This window comes from Shinella yambaruensis (assembly GCF_050859155.1).
Classification (GTDB): Bacteria; Pseudomonadota; Alphaproteobacteria; order Rhizobiales; family Rhizobiaceae; genus Shinella; species Shinella yambaruensis.
This window is the reverse complement of record NZ_CP150638.1, coordinates 2,008,184-2,031,844: the sequence shown is the minus strand read 5'-3', so window position 1 is coordinate 2,031,844 and position 23,661 is coordinate 2,008,184. Positions and strand designations below refer to the sequence as shown.

At 65.1% G+C, this 23,661-nt stretch carries 19 protein-coding genes and 1 tRNA gene; 15 read left to right on the top strand and 5 right to left on the bottom strand.

Going from position 1 to position 23,661, the window contains the following annotated elements; translation table 11 throughout:
* The first annotated feature begins 179 nt into the window (after nt 1-179).
* Nucleotides 180-995 (top strand): ferredoxin--NADP reductase, encoded by an 816-nt coding sequence (locus WMC41_RS10110; RefSeq protein ID WP_272805599.1) that lies wholly within the window; start codon nt 180-182, stop codon nt 993-995.
* 53 nt (nt 996-1,048) lie between these two features.
* Here the strand turns inward: WMC41_RS10110 and WMC41_RS10105 are convergent, their stop codons facing one another.
* Both WMC41_RS10105 and WMC41_RS10100 read right to left on the bottom strand, forming a co-directional pair.
* The gene (locus tag WMC41_RS10105; protein WP_432347955.1) at nt 1,049-1,669 is read right to left on the bottom strand and encodes a GntR family transcriptional regulator; all 621 of its coding nucleotides are present in this window, start codon (nt 1,667-1,669) and stop codon (nt 1,049-1,051) included.
* A 150-nt stretch (nt 1,670-1,819) separates the two neighbouring features.
* Nucleotides 1,820-3,175, bottom strand: coding sequence for a M10 family metallopeptidase (locus tag WMC41_RS10100; RefSeq protein ID WP_244765348.1), 1,356 nt, complete (start codon nt 3,173-3,175; stop codon nt 1,820-1,822).
* A 186-nt stretch (nt 3,176-3,361) separates the two neighbouring features.
* Here WMC41_RS10100 and WMC41_RS10095 point away from each other — a divergent pair, with 186 nt between their 5' ends.
* The 6 genes from WMC41_RS10095 to WMC41_RS10070 all read left to right on the top strand — a co-directional run bounded on the left by WMC41_RS10095 (nt 3,362) and on the right by WMC41_RS10070 (nt 12,728).
* Nucleotides 3,362-3,583: a hypothetical protein gene (locus tag WMC41_RS10095; RefSeq protein ID WP_288077692.1), complete on the top strand. Its 222-nt coding sequence runs from the start codon at nt 3,362-3,364 to the stop codon at nt 3,581-3,583.
* A 239-nt stretch (nt 3,584-3,822) separates the two neighbouring features.
* Nucleotides 3,823-5,082, top strand: a complete 1,260-nt coding sequence (locus WMC41_RS10090) for a ferredoxin reductase family protein (RefSeq protein WP_244765350.1) — start codon at nt 3,823-3,825, stop codon at nt 5,080-5,082.
* A gap of 105 nt (nt 5,083-5,187) precedes the next feature.
* On the top strand, nt 5,188-8,535 hold the full coding sequence (locus WMC41_RS10085; protein WP_432347952.1) for a c-type cytochrome: 3,348 nt from the start codon (nt 5,188-5,190) through the stop codon (nt 8,533-8,535).
* A gap of 67 nt (nt 8,536-8,602) precedes the next feature.
* On the top strand, nt 8,603-9,496 hold the full coding sequence (locus WMC41_RS10080; RefSeq protein WP_432347950.1) for an OmpA family protein: 894 nt from the start codon (nt 8,603-8,605) through the stop codon (nt 9,494-9,496).
* Nucleotides 9,493-11,175: a caspase family protein gene (locus WMC41_RS10075; RefSeq protein ID WP_432347948.1), complete on the top strand. Its 1,683-nt coding sequence runs from the start codon at nt 9,493-9,495 to the stop codon at nt 11,173-11,175. Before WMC41_RS10080 ends, WMC41_RS10075 begins: the two co-directional genes overlap by 4 nt.
* The gene (locus WMC41_RS10070; RefSeq protein WP_432347946.1) at nt 11,175-12,728 is read left to right on the top strand and encodes a caspase family protein; all 1,554 of its coding nucleotides are present in this window, start codon (nt 11,175-11,177) and stop codon (nt 12,726-12,728) included. Before WMC41_RS10075 ends, WMC41_RS10070 begins: the two co-directional genes overlap by 1 nt.
* Nucleotides 12,729-12,945: 217 nt before the next feature.
* On the opposite strand, the gene WMC41_RS10065 is transcribed toward WMC41_RS10070, so the two are convergent.
* Both WMC41_RS10065 and WMC41_RS10060 read right to left on the bottom strand, forming a co-directional pair.
* The gene (locus tag WMC41_RS10065) at nt 12,946-13,344 is read right to left on the bottom strand and encodes a hypothetical protein (RefSeq protein ID WP_432347945.1); all 399 of its coding nucleotides are present in this window, start codon (nt 13,342-13,344) and stop codon (nt 12,946-12,948) included.
* A gap of 58 nt (nt 13,345-13,402) precedes the next feature.
* Nucleotides 13,403-13,478 (bottom strand) — tRNA-Lys (locus WMC41_RS10060).
* 229 nt (nt 13,479-13,707) lie between these two features.
* Here WMC41_RS10060 and WMC41_RS10055 point away from each other — a divergent pair.
* Both WMC41_RS10055 and WMC41_RS10050 read left to right on the top strand, forming a co-directional pair.
* Nucleotides 13,708-14,457 (top strand): cytochrome c biogenesis CcdA family protein, encoded by a 750-nt coding sequence (locus tag WMC41_RS10055; RefSeq protein ID WP_064330188.1) that lies wholly within the window; start codon nt 13,708-13,710, stop codon nt 14,455-14,457.
* A gap of 141 nt (nt 14,458-14,598) precedes the next feature.
* A complete protein-coding gene (locus WMC41_RS10050) occupies nt 14,599-15,561 on the top strand; it encodes an AEC family transporter (protein WP_432347943.1) in 963 nt (320 codons plus the stop codon).
* On the opposite strand, the gene WMC41_RS10045 is transcribed toward WMC41_RS10050, so the two are convergent.
* Nucleotides 15,529-16,737, bottom strand: a complete 1,209-nt coding sequence (locus tag WMC41_RS10045) for a UbiH/UbiF family hydroxylase (RefSeq protein ID WP_432347941.1) — start codon at nt 16,735-16,737, stop codon at nt 15,529-15,531. The genes WMC41_RS10050 and WMC41_RS10045 overlap by 33 nt on opposite strands.
* 242 nt (nt 16,738-16,979) lie before the next feature.
* On the opposite strand from WMC41_RS10045, the gene pcsA reads away from it, so the two are divergent.
* Genes pcsA through WMC41_RS10015 form a run of 6 tightly spaced genes read left to right on the top strand, consistent with a single transcriptional unit; the run spans nt 16,980 to nt 23,444 of the window.
* The gene (gene pcsA / locus WMC41_RS10040) at nt 16,980-17,702 is read left to right on the top strand and encodes a phosphatidylcholine synthase (protein ID WP_244765358.1); all 723 of its coding nucleotides are present in this window, start codon (nt 16,980-16,982) and stop codon (nt 17,700-17,702) included.
* Between the two features lie 24 nt (nt 17,703-17,726).
* Entirely contained in the window at nt 17,727-18,698 is a 972-nt protein-coding gene (locus WMC41_RS10035) for a quinone oxidoreductase family protein (protein WP_432347939.1), read from the top strand.
* Nucleotides 18,699-18,746: 48 nt separating this feature from the next.
* Complete coding sequence (locus WMC41_RS10030) at nt 18,747-20,318, top strand: ABC transporter ATP-binding protein (RefSeq protein ID WP_432347937.1); 1,572 nt, start codon at nt 18,747-18,749, stop codon at nt 20,316-20,318.
* Complete coding sequence (locus WMC41_RS10025; RefSeq protein WP_272805555.1) at nt 20,308-21,402, top strand: ABC transporter permease; 1,095 nt, start codon at nt 20,308-20,310, stop codon at nt 21,400-21,402. The genes WMC41_RS10030 and WMC41_RS10025 overlap by 11 nt, the downstream gene beginning before the upstream one ends.
* Nucleotides 21,402-22,322, top strand: a complete 921-nt coding sequence (locus WMC41_RS10020) for an ABC transporter permease (protein WP_432347935.1) — start codon at nt 21,402-21,404, stop codon at nt 22,320-22,322. Before WMC41_RS10025 ends, WMC41_RS10020 begins: the two co-directional genes overlap by 1 nt.
* 51 nt (nt 22,323-22,373) lie before the next feature.
* Nucleotides 22,374-23,444 (top strand): BMP family ABC transporter substrate-binding protein, encoded by a 1,071-nt coding sequence (locus WMC41_RS10015; protein WP_244765362.1) that lies wholly within the window; start codon nt 22,374-22,376, stop codon nt 23,442-23,444.
* The last annotated feature ends 217 nt before the right edge of the window (nt 23,445-23,661 follow it).

The window sequence follows — 23,661 nt, the reverse complement described above, 5'->3', positions numbered from 1 at the left end:
CATGGCAGGTTTGCGCAAGATCAACGCCGGGCGGCCGGCCTTGCGCAAAATCGGCGCGAACGGCAAACTATTGCGCGGCCAATCAGCGCATTGGAACGGAATACCTTCCTTTGCCGCTCAACATGTAATATCTGCCTATCGTCAAATTTTCTCGACGCGAAGCCAGGACCGATCCCGAAATGAACGCACCTGCCAAGACCGAAGATTTTGTCGCTTCCGCAATCCCCGCCGGCGTTTTCGCCGAGACGGTGACGAGCGTGCAGCACTATACGGATCGCCTGTTCCGCTTCCGCATGACGCGTCCGGAAAGCTTCCGCTTCCGCTCGGGCGAGTTCGCGATGATCGGCCTGATGGTCGGCGACAAGCCCGTCTATCGCGCCTATTCGATCGCCAGCCCCTCCTGGGACGAGGAACTGGAGTTCTTCTCGATCAAGGTGCCGGACGGCCCGTTGACCTCCCATCTCCAGCAGATCAAGCCGGGCGACACGGTGCTGATGCGCAAGAAGCCGACCGGCACGCTGGTGCTCGACGCGCTGACGCCGGGCAAGCGGCTCTACATGTTCTCGACCGGCACGGGCATCGCGCCCTTCGCCAGCCTGATGCGCGATCCGGAAACCTACGAGAAGTTCGACGAGGTTATCCTGACGCATACCTGCCGCGAGGTCGCCGAGCTGAAATACGGCTTCGACCTCGTCGAGGAGATCCGCAACCACGAGTTCCTTTCGGAAGTCGTCGGCAACAAGCTGCGCCACTATGCGACCGTGACGCGCGAGGACTACCCGTTCCAGGGCCGCATCACCGACCTCATCCGCAACGGCAAGATGTTCTCCGATCTCGGCGTGCCGCATTTCGACCCGGCGGTCGACCGCGGTATGATCTGCGGCTCGTCGGCGATGCTGAAGGAAACCAAGGCGCTTTTGGAAGAGGCGGGCCTCATCGAGGGCGCCAACAACAAGCCCGGCGAATTCGTCATCGAGCGCGCCTTCGTCGACTGAGCGAACGGTTCCTTGAGGATTGACGGGGCGGCTTTCGGGCCGCCCTTTTCGTTTCAGCCGGTGAGATCGTCGATGAGGGTCGCCATGGCCGTGGCGGCGGCCGGGCCGTCGGCGTTGCGGATGGCGCGGATCACCTTCACATGCAGGTCCACCGAGCGGTCCATCTGCCGGTTGTCGGCGCGCGCGAACCAGAGGCGGCGGGCATGGGTCTGCAGCGGGGCGAGGGCGGCCGTCAGGAAGCGGTTGGGGCAGGCCGCCTCCATGATCTCGTCGAACGCCTTGTCGGCAGCAAGGAAGCCTTCCATGTCGGAATGGATCGAGCAGGCGGTCATCGCCTGCGCGCAGGCGACGAGCTCGCCGCGATGCGCCTCGCCGGCATGGCGGGCGACGAGATCGGCGGCAAGCGGTTCGAGCTGACGTCGCGTCGCCATCACCTCGGCATGGTCCTCGGGCCTGATCGCGGTGATCTGCAGGCCGGCCCGCGGGCGCACGGCGATCAGGCCCTGCCATTCCAGCTTCTGGATCGCCTCGCGCACCGGCGTGCGGCCGTGGCCGGCAAGCGCGATGAGCTGGCGTTCCGTGACGAGCGAACCGGGCTTCAGCTTGAGCGTGACGATCAGCCCTTCGAGGGCGAGATAGGCGAGGTGGGCTTGCGAGGCCGCGCTTTCCGTCATGTCGGGTTCCCTGTTGATATATCACATCGTGGCATGCGCCCAAACAGATGTCCATTGTTCTGATATATCAGGAGCAGCCTTACGACGTGGCACGAAAAAAGGCCGGAACCCGGGTTCCGGCCTGTGCTGCGCTCGGATTCTTGCTGGAAATCAGAGCAGGAAATCGCGCGCGTCGAGATCCTTCAGCTTGAAGTCGTCGAGGATCAGGATGTCGGTGGCGGAGAGCTTGATATGCACGTCGTCGCCGACCTGCGAAGCCTTGCCGAGCACGGTGTCGACCTTGGAGAAGTTGTAGGAGCGCAGGTCGATATCGTCGACATTGTCCTTGAAGTCGGTGATCGTGTCGCGGCCGTAGCCCTTCTTGAAGACGAAGTCGTCCTGGCCCGCGCCGCCGGTAAGCACGTCGTTGCCCTTGCCGCCGTCGAGCTTGTCGTTGCCGAGCATGCCGTAGAGCTTGTCGTTGCCGGCATTGCCCTGCAGCGTGTTGTTCGCCTGGTTGCCGCGCAGCACGTCATTGCCGCTGCCGCCCTTGGCGTTCTCGATCAGCGAGCGCTGGTCCCCCTTGAACAGGAGGGCGTTGAAGATGTTGCCGCGGGCATAGGCATCGCTTTCGAAATTCAGCAGGGCGAGCTGGGTATCGCTGAATTTCGAATGCTGGCCGGGGCGAAGGTCGACGCTGACGCCGGTCTTGTAGGCGGAGAGGTCGTAGGTGTCCTTGCCGCCGCCGTCCCAGATGGTGGCGAAGATGCGGTTGCCGCCGGCATCGATGGCGACCTTGCCATTGACGAGCGTGTCGCCGCTGCCGGGCTTCCACTTGTAGACCGTGTTGCCGGAATTGGTCGAGAAGTCGGCGCCGTACATGCGTTGCAGGGCGGCGATGTCGGCCATCATGTAGGTCTGGGCATAGTCGAACTCGCCGTTCCTGTAGCCGTCGGCAGGGCCGCCGACGTTGGAACGGTAGGTCATGATGGAATATTCCATCGAATCCTTGCTGGCGGGCAGGGCGGGGAAACCGTCGTCCGCCTCATGGCCGTGCTTGAGGCCGAGCGCATGGCCGATCTCGTGCAGCATGGTCGCCCAGGAATAGTTGCCGGCGACGGGCGAGCGGTAGTCGAACGAGCGGCCGAACCAGAGGTCGCCGTCGCCGTCGGTCGTGCCGGGATAGTAGGCCCAGGCCGTGCTCGGGTCGTTCGATTCGGCAAAGCGCAGGTTGGAGCTCGTCGCGCTTCCCTGCGAAACGGAGAGGCGGGTGAACCCTTCGACCGAAAAGCCGTTGTTCGCCGCGTTGCCGAAGCTCGCATCCAGTGCGAAGCGGGCAGCCGATTGTTGCATCGAGGATATCGTGCCGAAGCCGTTGTCACGTTCGCCTGCATAGGTGTAGGCGGAGGAAGAGGTCGGAAACGCATAGGTCACCGAGCCCGACCAGGCATTTCCCGACAGAACGCCGTCAATCATCGTTATGCCGGTCTTGCCGATCGTCTTGGTGGTCTTGCCGATACCTGTCATGTCGCATTCTCCTGCTATGCTGGATGTCGTGGGGCGTGCCTTGGATAGACCGCAATTCGGGTCGATTCTGTGAACCCTTGAAACATGCACGCTTCCCGTGGTGAGATGGAAGCCCCGTAGCACAGGACGGATAATTACCGAATGGTATTCGACCGGAGGTTAAAATTGCTATCGAAGATATCTATTGTGGCGAGCACCTGTCTTGTCCTGGCGGCGGCTGGCGAAGCGCCCGCAGGCACGGGCGGCATCATGGCGAAACCCTCCGATCCGGAAAAGGCCGTACAGGCGGAATATGAAAATCTGAAGTCGAAGGGCACGCGCGAGGCGCTGGAACTGTTCATCGCGCGCCATCCGGACCACCCGCTCGCCGACCGGGCGCGTGACGAGCTCAAGCGGTTCGCCAGGTAGCCGGGCCGGCGATAGGGAACGCATTGCAGGGCGCCGGACGGCGCCCTTTTCGTATCCGTGCCCGGCCCGCGGCGCCGCGCTCCCCGCCGTCCCGAGACATTTCCCGTTCCTAAAAAACCATCCCGAATAAAGCCGTGTGCCCGCCCGTCGATAGGAGGAATGCGGTTGACGAACGTCATGGGCCTTGCCAGCATGCCTTGGATTTCGGACCGGACCAGTTGAATTTGTGGGGGCATACGTTGACTGCGGGTTCCATCGTCGCAACACTTTTGATCATTTTTGCCGGCTTGCTGGCCGTGCCGGCCGTCAGCCATACCAATGCCGGAACCACATTCTCCCTGATGGCCTCCTCCATGGCCTTCGTTGCCATGGGCATTGCGCAGTTCATGGCGACGCGTCCGCCCTTCATCGAGAAGCTGTTCGGCGGGCTCGACCGCATCTACCAGTTCCACCGCAAGATCGGCATCGCGGTGCTCTGTCTTATCCTCGTGCACTATTTCGTGGCGCCGGATTTCCAGGGCCTGTCGGTGACGAGCGGCCTCAACGTGCTCGCCAGGACGGCGGGCGAATGGGCCTTCTACGGCTTCGTCTTCCTGCTCGTCCTCAGCCTGGTGAAGGTGATCCCGAAGACGCGCTTCCAGATTCCCTACCAGTACTGGCGCATCACGCACCGCTTCATCGGCCTGCTCTTCGTGCTCGTCGCCTTCCACCAGATGTTCATCAAGCGTCCCTATGACGGCACGGTGCTGCTGGCGGTCTATCTCAACCTCTTCGCCGCGCTCGGGATCCTCAGCTACGCCTATACCCAGCTCCTGCCATGGCTGCGCACGCGAAGATACGAGGTGGTGAATGTCGAGCGTCATGACGGGGCGACGATCATCTCGGCGAAACCGACGGGCCGCAAGCTCAGGGCCATGCCCGGCCAGTTCGGTTTCTTCCGCGTCAACAAGCCGGGCCTGCGCGAGCCGCATCCCTTCACCATCGCCGGCATCGAGGACGACGGCTCGGTGCGCTTCGCCATCAAGCCGCTCGGCGACTACACCAAGGCGCTGCGCGAGGCGGTGGCGGTCGGCGATGCGCTGACGCTGGAGGGCGGCTACGGGCATTTCAACCACAGGCGCGGCGGCAAGAAGCAGATCTGGCTTGCCGGCGGCATCGGCGTCACGCCGTTCCTCGCCATGGCGAGCCGGCTGAAGGGCGACGAGGGGCAGGACATCCACATGGTCTACTGCGTGCGCGACGGGGCCGAGGCGATCGGCCTCGACACGTTCCGGGCGCAGGCGGAAAAGCTCGAGAACTTCAACTTCGTGCTGCACAATTCGGCGACGGACGGGCGTTTCGACGCGACCAAGCTCGTCTCCGGCACCAGCATGAACCCGGCCGAGGCCGACCTGTGGTTCTGCGGTCCGCCGCCGCTCAGGCTGGCGATCGAAAAAGGATTGAGAGAACTCGGCAAGGCGCCGCGCCGCGTCGAGTTCGAGCGTTTCGAGTTTCGGTAGGACAGTTTCCGGGGAAACTGCAAGGCGGTTTCTCATCCGGAATTGTGTCTCAAGGATTGCATTTCCAGCCGGTGCGCCGGCTCCATGGAGCGAAAGGAACAAGCCATGCGCATGTTCAGGACATCATTCTTCAGCCCCGGCGCCCGGCTTGCCGCTGCCTTCGGCCTCGCCGTGGCGGCATTCTGTCCGACCGGGGCGCTCGCCGTCGACCAGTTCGCGCCGGATGCCTTCGGCACCTACAAGGCGGATGCGGAAAACGGCAAGCTCCTGTTCAACGCCGCCGGCTGCGGCGCCTGCCACGGCTCCGGCGACAATACCGAGCTTCTGTCCGGCGGCATGGAGATGCAGACGGCGATCGGCAAGTTCTTCGCGCCGAACATTTCCGCCCATCCCAACGGCATCGGCGGCTGGTCCAATGCGGACTTCCTGAACGCCGTGATGGTCGGGCTCAAGAAGGACGGCGACAATCTCTACCCGGTGATGCCGTACACGTCCTATGGCGGCATGAAGCCGGAGGACGTGCTGGACATCAAGGCCTATATCGAGACGCTGCCGCAATCCGATGCCGCCTCGAAGGAACACGAGATCGCCTTCCCGTTCAGCCGCCAGACGACGATCACGCTCTGGAAGCGCAGCCATTTCACCGTGCAGGCCTACCAGCCGCGCGAGGAGACGCAGATGGAGCGCGGCCGCTACCTGGTCGAGAATGTCGGCGGCTGCGGCGATTGCCACACGCCGCGCACCACGACCTATGGCCTCGATCTCGCCCGCGCCTATGAGGGGGAGAAGGGCCTGACCGGCGCGGTCGCGCCCGATATCACCAAGGCGCGCATGAGCGGCCTTGCCTCGCACGAGGTCTTCACCAGGGGCCTGATCGACGAGGGCAAGAAACTCTCCGGTTCGCCGCTGTCCGACCCGGTCATGCGCCGCATCGCGCAGGGCCTCTCGACGCTCTCCGACGAGGACAAGCAGGCGATGTACGCCTTCCTCGCCGACCGCGAGGTGAAGGTGACGCCGGTCGAGACCAGCACCGCGCCGGTCTGCAGCGAAGCGACCGCCGAAAGCGCCCTGACCGCCGGCGGCGGCAGCGCCGAGTTCGCCTCGGCGGCCGATGCCTTCATCGGCAAATATTGCCGCAACTGCCATGGCCCGGGCGAAAGCTCGCAAGGTTCGTTCCCGGCGGGCGACCTTGCCTCGATCGCCGCCAATCCGGCCTTCGTGACTCCCGGCGATGCCGCCAAGTCGCTGCTCTACACCAGCGTCACGAGCGGGCGCATGCCGCTCGGAAAGCGCCCGGACGATGCGGAGGTGCAGAGCCTTGCCAACTGGATCAACTCGCTGAACAAGGACGCCATCCCGACCGCCGTCTCCGCCACGAAGACCGAGCGCTCGCGGCCGATGCTGAAATATCTCGACTTCGTCGAGCTGGCGCTGCGCGACATCTCCAGGGTCGACGAGCACGACCAGCCGTTCATGCGCTACTTCAGCTATCGCGACCAGTACAACGGCATGATGAGCTGCGAATCGCACGAGACCTTCCTGAAGCGCATGAGGGTGCTGGCCGGCGGCTTCAAGAAGCTGCTCAACTCGCTCTCCTACGGGCCGGAGCTGGTGCTGCCGGAAGAGGTGGAGGGCTCCGACGGCCTGCTCGTGCGCGTCGACCTGCGCGATCTCGAATGGAGCCAGGAGGACTACGACTTCCTGATCAACGAATATTTCTACGGCGTAGACCCCGTCAGCGACGCCCAGCTGCACTCGCTTGCCAAGGCGACGCAGACGCAGCTGCCGATCATGCGCGTCGACTGGTTCATGAGCAACGGCGCCCGGCCGAAGGTCTATAACCGCCTCATGAAACTGCCGACGAACATCGCCGAGCTGGAAAAGCGTTTCGGCGTGCCCGTCGAGCAGAACATCGAGCGCCGCCGCATCGTCCGCGCCGGCTTTGCCGACGGTTCGTCCGGTGTTTCCGACCACAACCGCATGCTGGAACGGCACGACATGCCCTTCGGCGGCTACTACTGGAAATCCTACGACTTCGCCGGCGACGTCGGCCGGCAGGTGCTGAAGCGCTTCCCGGCAGGTCCGGAGGGCATTCGCCTGAAGGCCGGCCTCCAGCCCTTCGAGCATGACGGCGGCGAAATGATCTTCTCGCTCCCGAACGGCATGCAGGGCTACTACCTGTCGACCAACAAGGGCGACCAGCTCGACATCGGCCCGACGGCGATCGTCTCCTTCCGCAAGCGGCCGATCGGCAAGGGCGTCGAGATCATCAATGCGCGCTCGTGCTTCGACTGCCATTTCGACGGCATCCTGTCGAAGCGCGACCAGCTCCGCGAGCATATCGAGACATCGACGCTGTTCTCCAAGGACCAGCAGGACGAGCTGCTCGCCATCTACGTGCCGCAGGAGGAGCTGAACGAGGTCTACAAGCGTGACACGGATCGCTTCGTCGCCGCGCTCGACCGCCTCGGCATCACGGAGCCGACGGCCGGCGGCGGCAAGACCAGCCTGAAGGCGCCCGGCGGCGCGGAGATCTTCACCTACTTCGCCGACAAGTACGAGGACGAGCTGAACTTCGAGCAGCTTGCGGCCGAGTTCGACATGACGCCGGAGGAGTTCTCGTCCGACATCCGCCGCCTCACCGACGTCAATGCGCTGCGCATCGGCCTCGACTGGGTCGCCACGCTCGAGGCGGGGGCCACGATCCCGCGCGTCGAGGTCGAGGAGCAATATGCCTTCATGCTGCAGCCGCTGCTCCAGCTCGAGCCGCTGAAGCGCGGCGTCAACCCGGACGGGGCGGTGAACACGGCAGGCAATACCGGCTACCAGCAGCCGGAACAGAAGCAGGAGCAGGCGGTCGCAAACAACGACGCCTACCAGCAGCAGCCCGAGCAGGAGCAGGCCGCCGCCAGCAACGACGCCTACCAGCAGGCGGGCACGCAGGGCCAGGCGACCGGCGGCGACCAGTCCGCGAGCGCGAGCTATGTCGTGCCGGCGTACAAGCAGGACGACAAGGCCAAGGAGAGCAAGGTGAAACTTGCCGTCCATGTGGCATCGACAAGTGCGAAGGTGGGGGACTACCTTGCCTTTGAACTGAGCACCAACCATGCCTGCGAGCTGCAGGTGATGTATGTGGAGGATACCGGCAACGTGGAGATCATTCCGGACGTGATGATCGGCAATACGACGCTGAATGCCGGGGAACGCCGCCTGATCCCGCAGCCGGGCACGGGCAACCTCACCTTCGATTCGCCGTCGCCCGGCGAAACGATGATCGCCTATTGCCGCATCGGCGGCCTTGGCGACCAGAAGCTGACGGCCGAAAAAGCCAAGGAACTGGCCGCAAGCACGAAACAGCCGGTAACGCGGGGCCTTGCCATCAATCTCGCCAAGCAGGCCGAGAAGGACAACGGGGCAAGCGGCGTCCAGATGGTGACGTTCGAGATCAAATGATGCATGGGGCAGGGGCCTTCGGGCCCCTGTCCGTTTCTTCCATGAGGATATGAGGGCTGGACCGACAATGCTGAAGCGATCCCTTGCAGCGACACTTTTCGTACTGGCCGGAGCGGCTCCGGCTGCCGCGGCCTGCGACGCCTTTACCGGCGTTGTCGAGGCGCTCAACGCAGGGGACGAACAGAAGGCGCACGCGCTCGCCGAAACGGCCGGCACGGCCAATTGCAGCGCCAACGAGCGCGCGCTCACCGGCCGCGTCGCATCGCTCGTCACCTTCAACCGCATCGTCGCCGCTGTCGGCGCCGGCGGAAAGCTTTCCGACCACCGGCAGGCGCTGGAAGACCTGCAGCGCCAGTATGGCGGCCCCTGGCAGGTGCTGGATGCGCTGGGCGACCTCGCGCGCGAGCGCAAGGATTACGAACAGGCGGCCCGCTTCTACCAGCTCGCCCTGGAGGACGGCTCGAACGAGACGCTGACGCCGGACTGGATGGCGCCGGACGAGCAATACATCCTGCGCCTCGACAAGCTCGCCAGCGAAATGCGCCTTGCGGCGCCGCGGCCGGTGCAGCTCGCCATGCGCGGCGGCTGCAAGGTCTCCTTCCGCGGCGTGAAGATCAAGAAGAAGTCGACGCCCGTGCGCTACGTCTTCGGCACGGCGGACTTCACGCCGGAGGGCATCGAGGCGGCGAAGGACCTCGCCGAATGCCTGAAGGCGGTCAAGCCCACATCGATCACGCTGATCGGCCATACCGATCCCGTCGGCTCGGCGGACGCCAACTACAAGCTGTCCGTCGCGCGTGCCGAGACGCTGAAGAGCTATCTCTCCAGCAACGGTTATGCCGGCACGATCACCGTGGTAGGTAAGGGCGAGGACCAGCCCTTCAAGCCGGACGACGCCAGCGCCTATGACACGGAGACGCTGAACCAGCTGCACCGCCGGGTGGAAGTGGACGTGGAATGACCAGGATGCTGCCCCGCCTGCTGGAGCCTTTCCGCTTTTCCCCGAAAGGCGAGAGCGCCCTGCCATCTTGTGTTGGCGCACCTGCCGGCGCAAGGCTGCTTCGCGCTTTTGCCGGAACCGCTCTTGCGCTCTGCCTTGCCGCCGCAATGCCGCTTCCGGCCCGGGCCGCGCAGACCCATGCGCTCGTCGTCGGGATCGACCAGTATCCCAACGATGTCAGCCTCGACGGCGCGGTGCGCGATGCGGAGGACGTCTATCGCGCGATGAGCGCGGCGGGCTTCACGGTGCGGAAATTCACCAATGCCGAGGCGCGCAAGGACGATATCCGCAAGGCCTGGACCGACATGGTCGCTGAGGCGGTGGCGGGCGATACGATCATCTTCACCTATGCCGGCCACGGCGCGCAGATGCCCGAACTGGTCGCCGGCGACGAGGCCGACGGGCTCGACGAATTCCTCCAGTTGCCGGGCTTCGATCGCAACCGCTATGCGGAAACCTCGAACGAGATCATCGTGGACAACGAGATGAACGCCTGGTTCGGCGAGGCGGAAAGCAAGGGCGTGCATGTGCTCTTCGTGTCCGACAGCTGCTTTTCCGGCGGCATGAGCCGTTCCGTCACCGGCAAGAGCCGGCTGGCGCCGGCCGTCACGGTCAAGCTCGCGCCGCCCTCGCAGGAGGCGCTGGCCGGCGCCAACCTCAAGGAGATCGATTTCAAGCAGGTCACGGTGCTCGCCGCCTCGCTCGAAAGCCAGCCGACGCCGGAGGTCATCATCGACGGCGAGCCGCGCGGCGCGCTCAGCTGGAGTTTCGCCCGCGCCGTGGAAGGCAGCGCCGACCGCGACGGCGACGGCGTCATCACCCGCATCGAGCTGGAAGACTATATCTTCTCCAACGTGAAGAACCGCTCGGAAGCCTTGCAGGTGCCGAACTTCATGCCGCAGGTGGCGCGCTCGGAGGGCGAGGTCGTCGTGCGGCTGACGCGCGGCATTCCGGTCGAGACCGCCACGGTGGCGGCGACGGACACCTCCGATACCGGCGGCGCCGCGACCACGCCGAAGGCCATCAAGCCGGCCAGGGAGCTCGGCTGGACGGGCAGCATCGCGCTCCAGATCGACGGCACCGCCGACAGGCCGAAGAACGCCGACGGCTCCGGCACGCCCTATCGCTGGGATGTGGCGGGCGGCGTCTTCTACACCCCGAACGGCGACGTGGCGGCGGAGAATGTCGGGGCGGACCGCATCCAGGCTGTGGTCGACAAATATGTGCTGCTCGACTTCCTGAAGGCGCTCGCAAGCCAGAACCCCGGTTCCGTCTCGCTCACGCCGGCGAAGGACATCTACGCCGCCGGAAACCGCCTGCGCTTCGACGCCCCGCCCGGCCGCTATCCGAACATGCTGGTCTTCAACCTCGCCAATACGGGTGAGGTGCAGTTCCTCGACATGCAGGTGGCCGGCACGGCCAGCTCGCAGTTCAAGCTGACGGATGTCGAGGTGGTCAAGCCCTTCGGCGCCGATCACCTGATCACGATCTGGACCGCGGAACCGGTCGACGCGATCGGCGCGGTGCTCGCCGACAAGGCCGTGACGTCCGAAACCCTGCTGAAGGCGCTGCTGACCCGGCTCGACGGCAAGGAGGCGAGCGTCGCCATCCAACCCCTCTACACGCGGGAAACGCTCTGATGATCCGTTACGCCGCCGCTCTTCTCCTCTCGCTCTGCCTCGTTTCCGGCGCCAAGGCGGCCGACCGGGCGCTTCTGATCGGCATCGGCACCTATGCCACGCTGCCCGAGAAGATGTTCCTCGAAGGCCCGAAGAACGACGTGCCGCTGATCGAGAAGCTGCTCAAGGAGAAGCAGGGGTTCGCCCCCGAATCGATCCGCGTCCTGCGCGACAAGGATGCGACCCGGGCCGCCATTCTCGCCAGCATCGACGAATGGCTCATCGCCGGGACCCAGCCCGGCGACCGCGTCTATTTCTACTTCTCCGGCCACGGCCTTCAGGTGAAGGACCAGAACGGCGACGAGGAGGACGGGCTGGACGAGGCGCTGTCCACCTTCGACATCGCCGCCGGCGACGGCGACTGGACCAATGTCATTCTCGACGACGAGATCGACGCGATGCTCGCCAAGCTCAAGGACCGCGCCGTCTCCATCGTCATCGACGCCTGCCATTCGGGCACGATCTCGCGCTCGCTCTCGCCCAAGGTCGGCGAGGTGCTGGAAAGCGCGCGCTTCCTGCCGCGCCCCTTCGCCAAGCCGGTGGAGGCGGTCAAGACGCGCGGCCTGCGCATCGACGTCGCGGTGGTCGACAAGCCCGAAATCGCCAAGCAGAACGGCGTGGAGGCCTGGAGCGCCGCCTCCTCCTATCAGGTCGCCTGGGACGACACGCGCCTGCCGCCGGACGAGCGCCACGGCGTCTTCACGCTTTCCTATGTGAACGGCCACGAGATCGCCGCGGGCGACAGCAACGGCAACGGCATCGTCTCCAATGCCGAACTGCTCGAATATGTGAAGAAGCAATCGCAGACCTATTGCGCCGCGCAGACCCAGTGCCAGAGCCTCGACCCGCAGCTGGAGGTCAACTACGCCCTGCTCGGCGCCAGCGCCGTAACGCCGACCGCCGACGCCACCGCCCAGCAATACCAGCAGCCGCAGACGGGCGGCGACACCCAGCAGCAGACGCCCGACTACGGCAAGGTCGAGGAGGTGAAGGTCGAGAACACCCAGCAGACCGCCTATGTCGCCGCCGACCCGGTGGATGCCGTCGGCGATATCCTCGGCAAGGCCGAGACCGGCGACGTCAAGGTGGCGCTCTCCTCCGACAGCCTGAAGAACGGCGACGTCTTCCGCATCACCGTGACCAGCAGCACGGGCGGGCACCTCATCCTCTACGACGTCGACAGGGAGGGCAAGGCGACCCAGATCTTCCCGAACGAGGCGGCCCAGAAGATCACGCCGCTCTCCGCCAACACCCCGCTCACCATTCCGGACGATTATTACGGCTTCGATTTCGAAGCGGAAGGCCCGAGCGAAAACGTGCTGGTCGCCATCGTCATCGCCGACGACGTCGACCTCACCAAGGTCGCCCCCAACGACTACGGCCTGACCAAGGAACTCGACGCCCGCACCACTATCGCCGACATTGCCGGCACGCTGCAGCAGACCTGGACCCGCGACACGGAAAACCGAAGCGTCAACTGGTCGCTCGGGCTTCTGAAATACGCGGTTTACTGACAGCACCTCCGACGGCGGCCTGCCAGCCGCTCATAATATGCGCGATCGGAAGAGCGGGAGTTGCGGCCGGTCACCTCATGCTTTGCGCGACTTGGGGAGGTCGCGCCCAGTGGCCTGCCCGACAGGGCCCGGGTCGATTAAGGGGGAAAGCATCCGCGTCGAGGCTTTTGCAGATCGAAGCGTCCAGATCGACGCATTCGTGTCGGCATGGCTGGCTTCAAAACGAGTCGGGTAGCTTTGCGCTTGGTTGCCGCGCCTCTTTTTCGGATGCGGTGAAGGCATTCAGACCGTAGTAGCCAGCCAGCATGAGGGCGGCTCCGGCCGACGTCAAAATCAATCCCTTCCTCAACCCCTGCATCTGCGTTTCTTTGCTTGCGGGTTTGCCAAGGGCGCGGGCCAGCCTGTGGGCATGTCCTTCGTCGGCGAATCCGACCAGGTGCGAAACGATCCATCGTGCGCCGCCGATCACGAGGCCTGCGCCGCCTGCGAAAACGACAACCAGAACCAGAAAAATGAACAGCTCCATGTCCATGACGGCCTCCCTGCGCTCTTCGACCATGGTCGATGCAATCCGCAGCAACGCGTATTCGTGGCGCTGCGAGACTGTACGCGGCATGTGTGAGGGTCATTTTAGCCCGTTTAGGCTGATTTCAAAGGCTAAGCCTTTGATTTTTTGGTGAGCGCGCAGGGATTCGAACCCTGGACCTACTGATTAAAAGTCAGTTGCTCTACCGGCTGAGCTACGCGCTCCCTGGCGGTGCGAAGGCGCCCCGCGGAAGTGCGCGGAACATAGGCAGGAGGATTTGCCGGGTCAACCCGGAAAATGCGGCGAAAAACAGCTTTTGCTGCATTTCGCCGCGTTCTCCAAAAGGTGATTGGCAGGAGAGGGTTTCGGCGGATACTAGGAAGCGCCATTGGAGGGGCGGGCATGGCCGGTTTCGGGCCTGGCCGCCTTTCACCGCCGCTGCGGAGTAGTTCTTTGTCGATCGCCGATATTTCCCTGTTGAGCGCGCTTCTTGCCGGGGCCCTCTCGTTCCTGTCGCCCTGCGTCTTGCCGCTCGTTCCGCCCTATCTCTGTTACATGGCCGGCATTTCCGTCGAGCAGTTCAAGGGCGGGGATGCGGTGGCGGTGCGGCGCGAGACGCGCGGGGCCGTTCTCCTGGCGGCCTTCTGCTTCACGCTCGGTTTCGCCACGGTCTTCGTGGCGCTCGGGGCCGGGGCCTCGACGATCGGCATGGTGCTGCGCCGGCATCTCGACATTCTCGCGCAGGTCGGCGGCGTCATCATCATCCTGATGGGCCTGCATTTCCTCGGCGTGCTGCGGATCGGGCTTTTTGCCCGCGAGGCGCGCTTCCAGGGCGGCGGCAAGCCGGCGACGGCGTCCGGCGCCTACATCATGGGCCTTGCCTTCGCCTTCGGCTGGACGCCCTGCATCGGGCCGGTGCTGGGGGCGATCCTCGGCGTCGCCGCGGCGCGCGAGACGGTGGGCGACGGGGCCGTCCTGCTTGCGATCTACTCTCTGGGACTTGCGGTGCCGTTCTGGATCGCGGCCGGCTTTTCCGGCGCCTTCATGCGCTTCCTCATGCGTTTCCGCCGCCACCTCGGCACGGTGGAGAAGGTGATGGGCGTTCTGCTCGTCCTCACCGGCCTTGCCTTCATCTTCGGCTATATCAGCACCGTCGCCATCTGGTTCCAGCAAACGTTTCCCATTCTCTCGCAAATCGGCTAGTCGGGACGAGGCCTGAGGCACCGCGATCCCACTGGATTCGCGCCGTCACGCGTCAGGCCCCTCGATTTTTCGCATGTCGCAGAGAGCAGCCGCACGCTCTTGCGCGACATGCCCCAGGCAAGCGGGAGCAGGCTTCGGCCCATGGCTGACATCATCGGACTGGTGCTGCCGTTCTTCGGCATGATTTTCCTCGGCTACGTGGTTGCCCGCATCACGCGCCAGCCGGTCGAGGCGCTCGGCTGGCTCAACACCTTCATCATCTACATCGCGCTGCCCGCGCTGTTCTTCAAGCTGGTGGCCAAGACGCCGATCGAGCAATTGACGCGCATCGACTTCATCCTCGCCAATATCAGCGCGACCTACCTGGTCTTCGGCCTGATCTTCGCGATCGGGCTCTGGCTGCGGCGGGCGTCGATAGGCGAGGCGACGATCCAGGGGCTGGCGGCGGCCTACGGCAATATCGGCTATATGGGGCCGGGCCTGGCGCTGCTCGCCTTCGGCGAGCCGGCGGCGGTACCGGTGGCGCTGGTCTTCTGCTTCGAGAACATGCTGCATTTCATGGTCGCGCCGGCGCTGATGGCGCTTGCCGGCGGGGAGAAGCAGCCGGCGCTCAAGATTGCCGCCGGGGTGCTGCGCAAGATCGTCACCCATCCCTTCATCATCGCGACGGCGGCCGGCTTCGGCGCGGCCTTTGCCGGCTTCGAGCCGCCGGCGCCGCTGCAGCGGCTGATCGACTACCTGGCGCAGGCGGCGGCGCCCTGCGCGCTCTTTGCCATGGGCGTCACGCTGGCGCTCCGGCCCTTAAAGCGGGTACCGGTGGAGATCGGCTACATCGTGCCGGCAAAACTCCTGCTGCTGCCGGTCGCCATGTATCTGGTGCTCGGACTTGCGGGCAACTTCGATCCGGTCTGGGTCTTCACCGCGGTGCTGCTTGCCGCCCTGCCGACGGCGACCAACGTCTTCGTCATCGGCCAGCAATACGGCGTGTGGCAGGAGCGGGCGTCGGCGACCATCCTCATCACGACGGTGCTGTCCGTCGCGACGGTGACGATCCTGCTCTATCTCATCAAGTCAGGCCTGCTTCCGGGCGACCCGTTCCCGTAGGCCGTCGCGAAAGGCCTTCAGCGAGCCGAGCGGCTCGATGCCTTCGCGCATGACGATGCTGCGCAAGGGGCCGAGGGCGGAGAGCAGGTGCAGGCCGGCCGAGCGCAGGAACTGCACGGGCAGGAAATCGGAGAGGAGCGAGCGGTTGAGCAGGTCGACGCTGAGCGTGCGCGAGCGGATGTCCGCCTGCCGCCTGCGGTCGAAGCGCTCGCCGATCCCCGCGTCGTTCGCCGGTGCCGCCCCCTGGACGAGTTCCTTCAAGGCCATGATGTCGCGCAGGCTGAGATTGAGGCCCTGCGCGCCGATCGGCGGGAAGGCATGGGCGGCTTCGCCGAGGAGCACGATGCGGCCCTTGCCGAACCGCTCGGCCGTCATGCCGGAGAGCGGGAAACGCTGCGCCGCGCCCTCGACGGTGACCTTGCCGAGCATGGATTGCATGCGTGCCTCGACCGCGTGGCCAAGATCGGCGGCGGACAGGTCGCCGAGGCGCGCCGCCTCCTTCGGCGGCAGCACCCAGACGAGGCTGGAGCGCCGGCCGGGCAGGGGAACCTGCGTGAAGGGGCCGCTCTCGGTGTGGAACTCCGTCGAGACATTGCCGTGCGGCCGTTCGTGCGAGAAATTGAGCACGAGGGCGGCCTGCGGATAGGACCAGGCCTTGACGCCGATGCCGGCGCTCTCGCGGATCTTCGATTTCCGGCCGTCGGCACCGGCGACGAGGCCGGCTAGGACGCGTCCGCCATCCTCGAGCGTCAGCTCGACGCCTTCCTCGAAGGCATTGGAGGCCGTCACGCCGCTCTCGATCCGCACGATATTGCCGGTCGCCGCGATGCGGGCGTCCAGCACCGCAAGGAAGGGCGCGTTCGGGATATTATAGCCAAAGGCCTCCAGCCCGACCTCGCTGGAGCGGAAGGCGACGGGCGGGGCGCGCAGCAGGCGCGCCGTGCCGTCGAGGATCTGCATGGTTTCGAGCGCGGCCGCATGGCGGGCGATCTCCTCCCACAGGCCGAGCGTCTTGAGGAAGGCGATGGACTGGTCCATCAGCGCCGTGGTGCGGCCGTCATTTGCGCGGGCGGGCGGGGCGATCAGCGCGACGCTTGCGCCCGAATCGGCGAGCGCCAGCGCCGCGAGGCTGCCGGCAAGGCCGGCGCCGACGACCGCGATATCGAATTGCCTCATGACCGACCTCCGAAGCGGCAAGCGTTACCCACAGGATCGGGGTCGCTTCTACCGGCAGAATCTAGGCCGGCAAAGAGGCAATTTCCATGGGATGAATCGGCGCAGGGCGCCAAGTCGCCGGACGGGTGGCCGATTTGCACTGGCGATGCCGGGCAATCAATGCATATTACGGGCAGTGACCGCGTAAGAGGGCATGTCGGCGCGCCGCCGATGAAAACCCCAGGGATGGACTGCGAAGGGCCATGAAGTTTTTCAACTACAAACGCGTACCCTACGCGGAGATCCGTGCCTTTTCCGTCCATATCCTGACGGCGTCCGGCTCCTTCCTCGCCTTTCTCGGCGTGGTGGCCGCGGGCGAGCACCGTTTCGTCGACATGTTCTGGTGGCTTGGCCTGGCACTGCTCGTCGACGGCATCGACGGGCCGATCGCCCGCAAGGTGCGGGTCAAGGAAGTGCTGCCGAACTGGTCCGGCGATACGCTGGACAATGTCATCGACTATGTGACCTACGTGCTTTTGCCCGCCTTTGCGCTCTACCAGAGCGGCATGATCGGCGAGCCCTGGTCCTTCGTGGCCGCGGGCGCCATCGTCGTGTCGAGCGCCATCTATTATGCCGACATGGGCATGAAGACGGACGAATATTTCTTCTCCGGTTTCCCGGTCGTCTGGAACATGGTGGTGTTCACGCTGTTCGTCATCCAGGCGAGCGAGCTGACGGCGTCGATCATCGTCTTCGTCTCCGTCTTCCTCACCTTCATGCCGATCAACTTCCTGCATCCGGTGCGCGTCCAGCGGCTGCGGGCGCTGAACCTTGCCGTCTTCTTCCTCTGGGCGCTGCTCGGCGGCTATGCGCTGCTCCTGCATTTCGATACGCCGGCCTGGGTGGTCTGGGGCGTGGTGGCGACGGGGATCTATCTCTATGTCGTCGGGGCCGTGCTGCAGGTGTTTCCCAATCTCGGCCGGTAGAAACAACAATCTGGAGGATTTTCGATGACCAAGGCGATCGTCGTCCGCAGTCTCGGCGGACCGGAGGTTTTGAAGCTCGAGGACGTGCCGCTGGATGCGCCGGGCCCGGGCGAGGTGCAGATCAGGCAGGCGGCCGTCGGGCTCAATTTCATCGACGTCTATTTCCGCACGGGGCTCTACAAGGCCGACCCGCCGTTCATTCCCGGCAAGGAGGGGGCTGGCACGGTCACCGCGCTCGGTGAGGGCGTGACGGATTTCGCCGTCGGCGACCGCGTCGCCTATGCCTCCGCGGACGGCGCCTATGCCGCCGAGCGCAACGTCGCCACGAAACATCTGGTGAAGGTGCCTGACGGCATATCGCTCGAAACGGCGGCGGCGATGATGCTGAAGGGCATGACGGCGCAATACCTTCTGCTCCAGACCTATCAGGTGAAGCCGGGCACGGTGCTGCTGTTCCACGCGGCGGCCGGCGGCGTCGGGCTGATTGCCGGGCAATGGGCGAAGGCGCTCGGCGCGACGGTCATCGGCACGGCGGGGTCGCAGGCGAAGGTCGCGCTTGCGCTGGCGAATGGCTACGACCATGTCATCGACTACACGAAGGAAGACTTCGTCGCGCGCGTTCGCGAGCTGACGGGCGGGGCGGGCGTCGACGTCGTCTACGATTCCGTCGGCAAGGACACGTTCCCGCAATCGCTGGACTGCCTGAAGCCGCGCGGCCTCTTCGTCAGCTTCGGCAATTCCTCCGGCCCGGTCGAGGCCTTCAACATGGGCCTGCTCTCGCAGAAGGGCTCGCTCTACGCCACGCGCCCGACGCTCTTTGCCTATATCGCCACGCGCGAGGCGCTGGATGCATGTGCAAACTCGCTCTTTGATGTTGTGCAAAGCAACAAAGTGCGTATCAATATTCATCAGACTTATCCGTTGGCCGAGGCGGGACGCGCGCACACGGATCTGGAAGCAAGAAAAACGAGTGGAACGACGCTGCTCATTCCCTGACACGACCCGAACGGGCGGCAGGATGGGTTTGCAGGAAAGAGGGGAAGAGTGTCAGCCGTTGGAGCGTCCGGGGGCAGTCCGTTGCTGGCTGTCCGCAGCCTGACAAAGCTATTTGGTTCGTTTGCCGCGTGTAACGCCATCGATCTCGATATCCAGCCGGGCGAAATCCACGCGCTGCTGGGCGAGAACGGCGCCGGTAAATCCACCCTCGTCAAGATGCTCTTCGGCGTTCTGGCGCCGACCAGCGGACAGATCCTGTGGAAGGGCGAGCCCGTGCGCATCCCGAGCCCGGGCGCTGCCCGCCGCCTTGGCATCGGCATGGTTTTCCAACACTTTTCGCTGTTCGAGGCGCTGACGGTCGCCGAGAACATCGCCCTGTCGCTGAGCCCCGGCATCTCGCTCTCCAAGGTGGCGGAGGAGGCCTCGCGCCTGTCCCATCTCTACGGCCTGCCGCTCGATCCGAAGGCGCATGTCGCGGACCTTTCGGTCGGCGAGCGCCAGCGCATCGAGATCGTGCGCGCGCTGCTGCAGAACCCGGAGCTGATCATCCTCGACGAGCCGACCTCCGTGCTGACGCCGCAGGAGGCCGACCGGCTGTTCGAGACGCTGGCCAAGCTGAAGGCCGAGGGGCGCTCGGTGCTCTATATCAGCCACCGCCTCGAAGAGGTGCAGCGCATCTGCGACCGCGCCACGGTGCTGCGCCACGGCAAGGTGACCGGCGCCTGCGATCCGCGCCAGGAAACGCCGGCCTCGCTGGCGCGCATGATGGTCGGCAGCGACGTCGCCTCGGTGACGGCGGCCGGCACCAACACGAAGGGCGACGTGCTGCTCGAAGCCCGGCACCTAAGCGTTCCCGCGCGCACCCCCTTCGCCGTCGCGCTGAAGAATGTCTGTCTGAAGGTGCGCGGCGGCGAGGTTCTGGCGATCGCCGGCGTTGCCGGCAACGGCCAGGGCGAGCTGTTCGACGCGCTCTCGGGCGAATATCCGGTGCCGGAAGCCGCCGCCGTCTCCATCCGCGGCAAGGCGGCCGGCAATCTCGGCATCACGGCGCGCCGCCTGATGGGCGCCGGTTTCGTGCCGGAGGAGCGCCACGGCCATGCCGCCGTGCCGGCGCTGCCGCTCTCCGACAATCTCGTCCTGGCGCGCAACCAGTCGGACCGCAAGACGTTCCTTGCCGGCGGCGTGCTCGGCGTCATCCGCCATGCGGTCGTGCGCATCGCCTCGAAGCGCATTTCCGAGACGATGGACGTGCGCAAGAGCGGCGAGAACCCGGCGGCCGGCTCGCTCTCCGGCGGCAACCTGCAGAAATACATCGTCGGGCGCGAACTCGACCGCCAGCCGGCCGTGCTGATCGTCAACCAGCCGACCTGGGGCGTCGATGCGGGCGCGGCAAGCCGCATCCGCCAGGCGCTCGTCGATCTCGCGAAGGCGGGCTCGGCCGTGCTGGTCATCAGCCAGGACCTCGACGAGATCTTCGAGGTCGCGACCGAGATCGCCGTCATCAGCGAGGGGCGGCTGTCCGACGCCTATCCGGCGCACGCGCTGACCCGCGAGAAGATCGGCCTCCTGATGGGCGGCATGTACGGCAAGACGGACGGCGAGGTGGCCCATGCGCATTGAACTGGAAAAGCGCGCCAATCCCTCGACGCTCTACTCCATCCTCTCGCCCTTCCTCGCGCTCGGTCTGACGGTGATCGCCGGCGGCATCATGTTCGCGCTGATCGGCAAGGACCCGGTCTCCGCGCTCTACTCCTTCTTCATCGAGCCGCTGCTCGACATCTGGTCGCTGCACGAGATCGCCATCAAGGCCGCGCCGCTGATCCTCATCGGCGCCGGCCTTTCGATCTGCTACCGCTCGAACAACTGGAACATCGGCGCCGAGGGCCAGTTCATCATGGGCGCCATTGCCGGCGCCATCGTGCCCGTCGTCTTCCATGACTGGCATTCGCCGCTCGTCCTGCCGCTGATGCTGGTCTTCGGCATGATCGGCGGTGCGCTCTATGCCGCCATTCCCGCCTTCCTCAAGGCGCACATGAACACCAACGAGATCCTGACGAGCCTGATGCTGGTCTATATCGCCCAGCTCTTCCTCGACTGGCTGGTGCGCGGCCCCTGGCGCAGCCCGGACGCCTACAATTTCCCGGTGACGCGCGATTTCGCGCCGGAAGCGATCCTTCCCGAGCTCATCGCCTCGGGAAGGGCCAATCTCGGCTTTGCCTTCGCCATCATTGCGGCCGTCGGCCTCTGGCTCATGATGCGCTACACGCTGAAGGGGTTCGAGATCACCGTGCTCGGCCAGTCGGAGCGGGCAGGGCGCTTCGCCGGCTTCTCGTCGAAGCGCATGATCTGGTTCTCGATGCTGCTGTCCGGCGCGCTCGCCGGCCTTGCCGGCATTTCCGAGGTCAGCGGCACGATCGGCAAGCTGCAGCCGATCATCTCGCCCGGCTACGGCTTCACCGCGATCATCGTCGCCTTCCTCGGCCGCCTCAATCCGCTCGGCATCATCGCCGCCGGCCTCTTCCTGGCGCTGACCTATGTGGGCGGCGAGGCGGTGCAGCTCACGCTCAGCGTCTCCGACAAGGTGACGCGCGTCTTCCAGGGGCTGCTCCTGTTCTTCGTGCTCTCCTGCGACACGCTCATCCAGTACAAGATCCGGCTGGTCTTCTCCCGGCTTGGGCAGTCCAGCGAAGGGGGAGCGCACTGATGGGTATCATCGAAGCGATCCTTCTCACCGTCATCACCGCGGCAACGCCGCTAGTGCTGGCCTCCCTCGGCGAGCTCGTCAGCGAGCGGGCGGGCGTGCTCAATCTCGGCGTCGAGGGCATGATGGTCATGGGGGCAGTGCTCGCCTTCGCGGTGACGCAGGCGACCGGCTCGCCCTATATCGGCGTCCTCGCCGGCATTGCCTGCGGCGCGCTGTTCTCGCTGCTCTTCGGCTTCCTGACTTTGACGCTCGTCGCCAACCAGGTGGCGACCGGCCTTGCGCTCACCATTCTCGGCCTCGGCATTTCCGGCCAGATCGGCGAGCCCTATGTCGGCATGTCGGGCATCAAGCTCCAGCCGATCGCGATCCCACTGCTGTCGGACATTCCCTTTTTCGGTCCGCTGCTCTTCAAGCAGGACATCATCTTCTACCTGTCGATCGCGCTCGTCTTCGGCGTCAACTGGTTCCTGTTCCGCAGCCGCGCGGGCCTGAAGGTGCGGGCGATCGGCGACAGCCACGCCTCCGCCCATGCGCTCGGCATCCATGTCATCCGCACGCGCTACCTCGCCGTCATGTTCGGCGGCGCCTGCGCGGGCCTTGCCGGCGCGCAGCTCTCGCTGGTCTATACGCCGCAATGGGTGGAGAACATGTCCGCCGGGCGCGGCTGGATTGCGCTCGCGCTCGTCGTCTTCGCCTCCTGGCGGCCCTGGCGGCTGCTGGCGGGCGGCTATCTCTTCGGCGCGGTCTCGATCAGCCAGCTGCACGCCCAGGCGCTCGGCATCGGCATCCCCTCGCAGTTCCTGTCGGCGCTTCCCTACATCGCCACGGTTGTCGTCCTCATCCTGATATCGCACAATCGGCGGATGACGCTGATCAATACGCCTGCCTCGCTCGGAAAACCGTTCGTGCCCGACCGGTGACCAAGAACAAGAAGACGGGAAAACCACTCCTGATAACCTACAGAGGATAAAATGAAGAAAATCATTCTCGCTCTCGCAACCTCGGCAGCCGTCCTCGGCTTTGCCGCTGCCGCCAGCGCCCAGGACAAGACGAAGATCTGCTTCATCTATGTCGGCTCCAAGACCGACGGCGGCTGGACCCAGGCGCACGATATCGGCCGCCAGGCGCTCCAGGACCATTTCGGCGACAAGATCGAAACGCCCTTCCTCGAAAACGTGCCGGAAGGCCCGGACGCCGAGCGTGCGATCGAGCGCATGGCCCGTTCCGGCTGCGCGCTGGTCTTCACCACCTCCTTCGGCTTCATGGACGCCACGGTCAAGGTCGCCGCAAAGTTCCCGGACGTGAAGTTCGAGCATGCGACCGGCTTCAAGTCGGCCGAAAACGTCGCCACCTACAATGCGCGCTTCTATGAAGGCCGCTACATCCAGGGCCTGATCGCCGCGAAGATCTCGGAAAAGGGCGTCGCCGGCTACATCGCCTCCTTCCCGATCCCGGAAGTTGTGATGGGCATCAATTCCTTCGTGCACGGCGCGCAGTCGATCAACCCGGACTTCAAGGTCAAGGTCATCTGGGCCAACACCTGGTTCGACCCGGGCAAGGAAGCCGACGCCGCCAAGGCGCTGATCGACCAGGGCGTGGATATCCTGACCCAGCACACGGACACGACCGCGCCGATGCAGGTCGCCTCCGAGCGCGGCATCAAGGCCTTCGGCCAGGCCTCCGACATGATCGCCGCCGGCCCGAACACCCAGCTCACCGCCATCGTCGACACCTGGGGCGCCTACTACATCAAGCGCACCCAGGCGGTTCTCGACGGCACCTGGAAGTCGGAGCAGGTCTGGGACGGCCTCAAGGACGGTATCCTCACCATGGCGCCCTACACCAACATGCCCGACGACGTGAAGAAGCTGGCGGAAGAGGCGGAAGCCAAGATCCGCTCCGGCGAGCTGCACCCCTTCACCGGCCCGATCAAGAAGCAGGACGGTTCGGACTGGCTGGCGGACGGCGCAGTTTCCGACGACGGCACGCTGCTCGGCATGAACTTCTACATCGCCGGCGTCGACGACCAGCTGCCGAAGTAAGCCCGGCAAGAGCAATTCCGGCAAAAGCGCGAAGCGGTTTGCGTTCGCAATTGCGGCAAGACGAAAGGTGGGAGCGTTTTCGCTATTCGGAGAAAAGCGGAGACGCTCCGGCCCATGACGGCACGAAAGGCGCCCCCGCAAGGGGCGCCTTTTCGTTTGTGAAGGCGTGATGACACGATCGGCCTTTGCGGAATCGGCGGCGCGCTCTATACCTGCC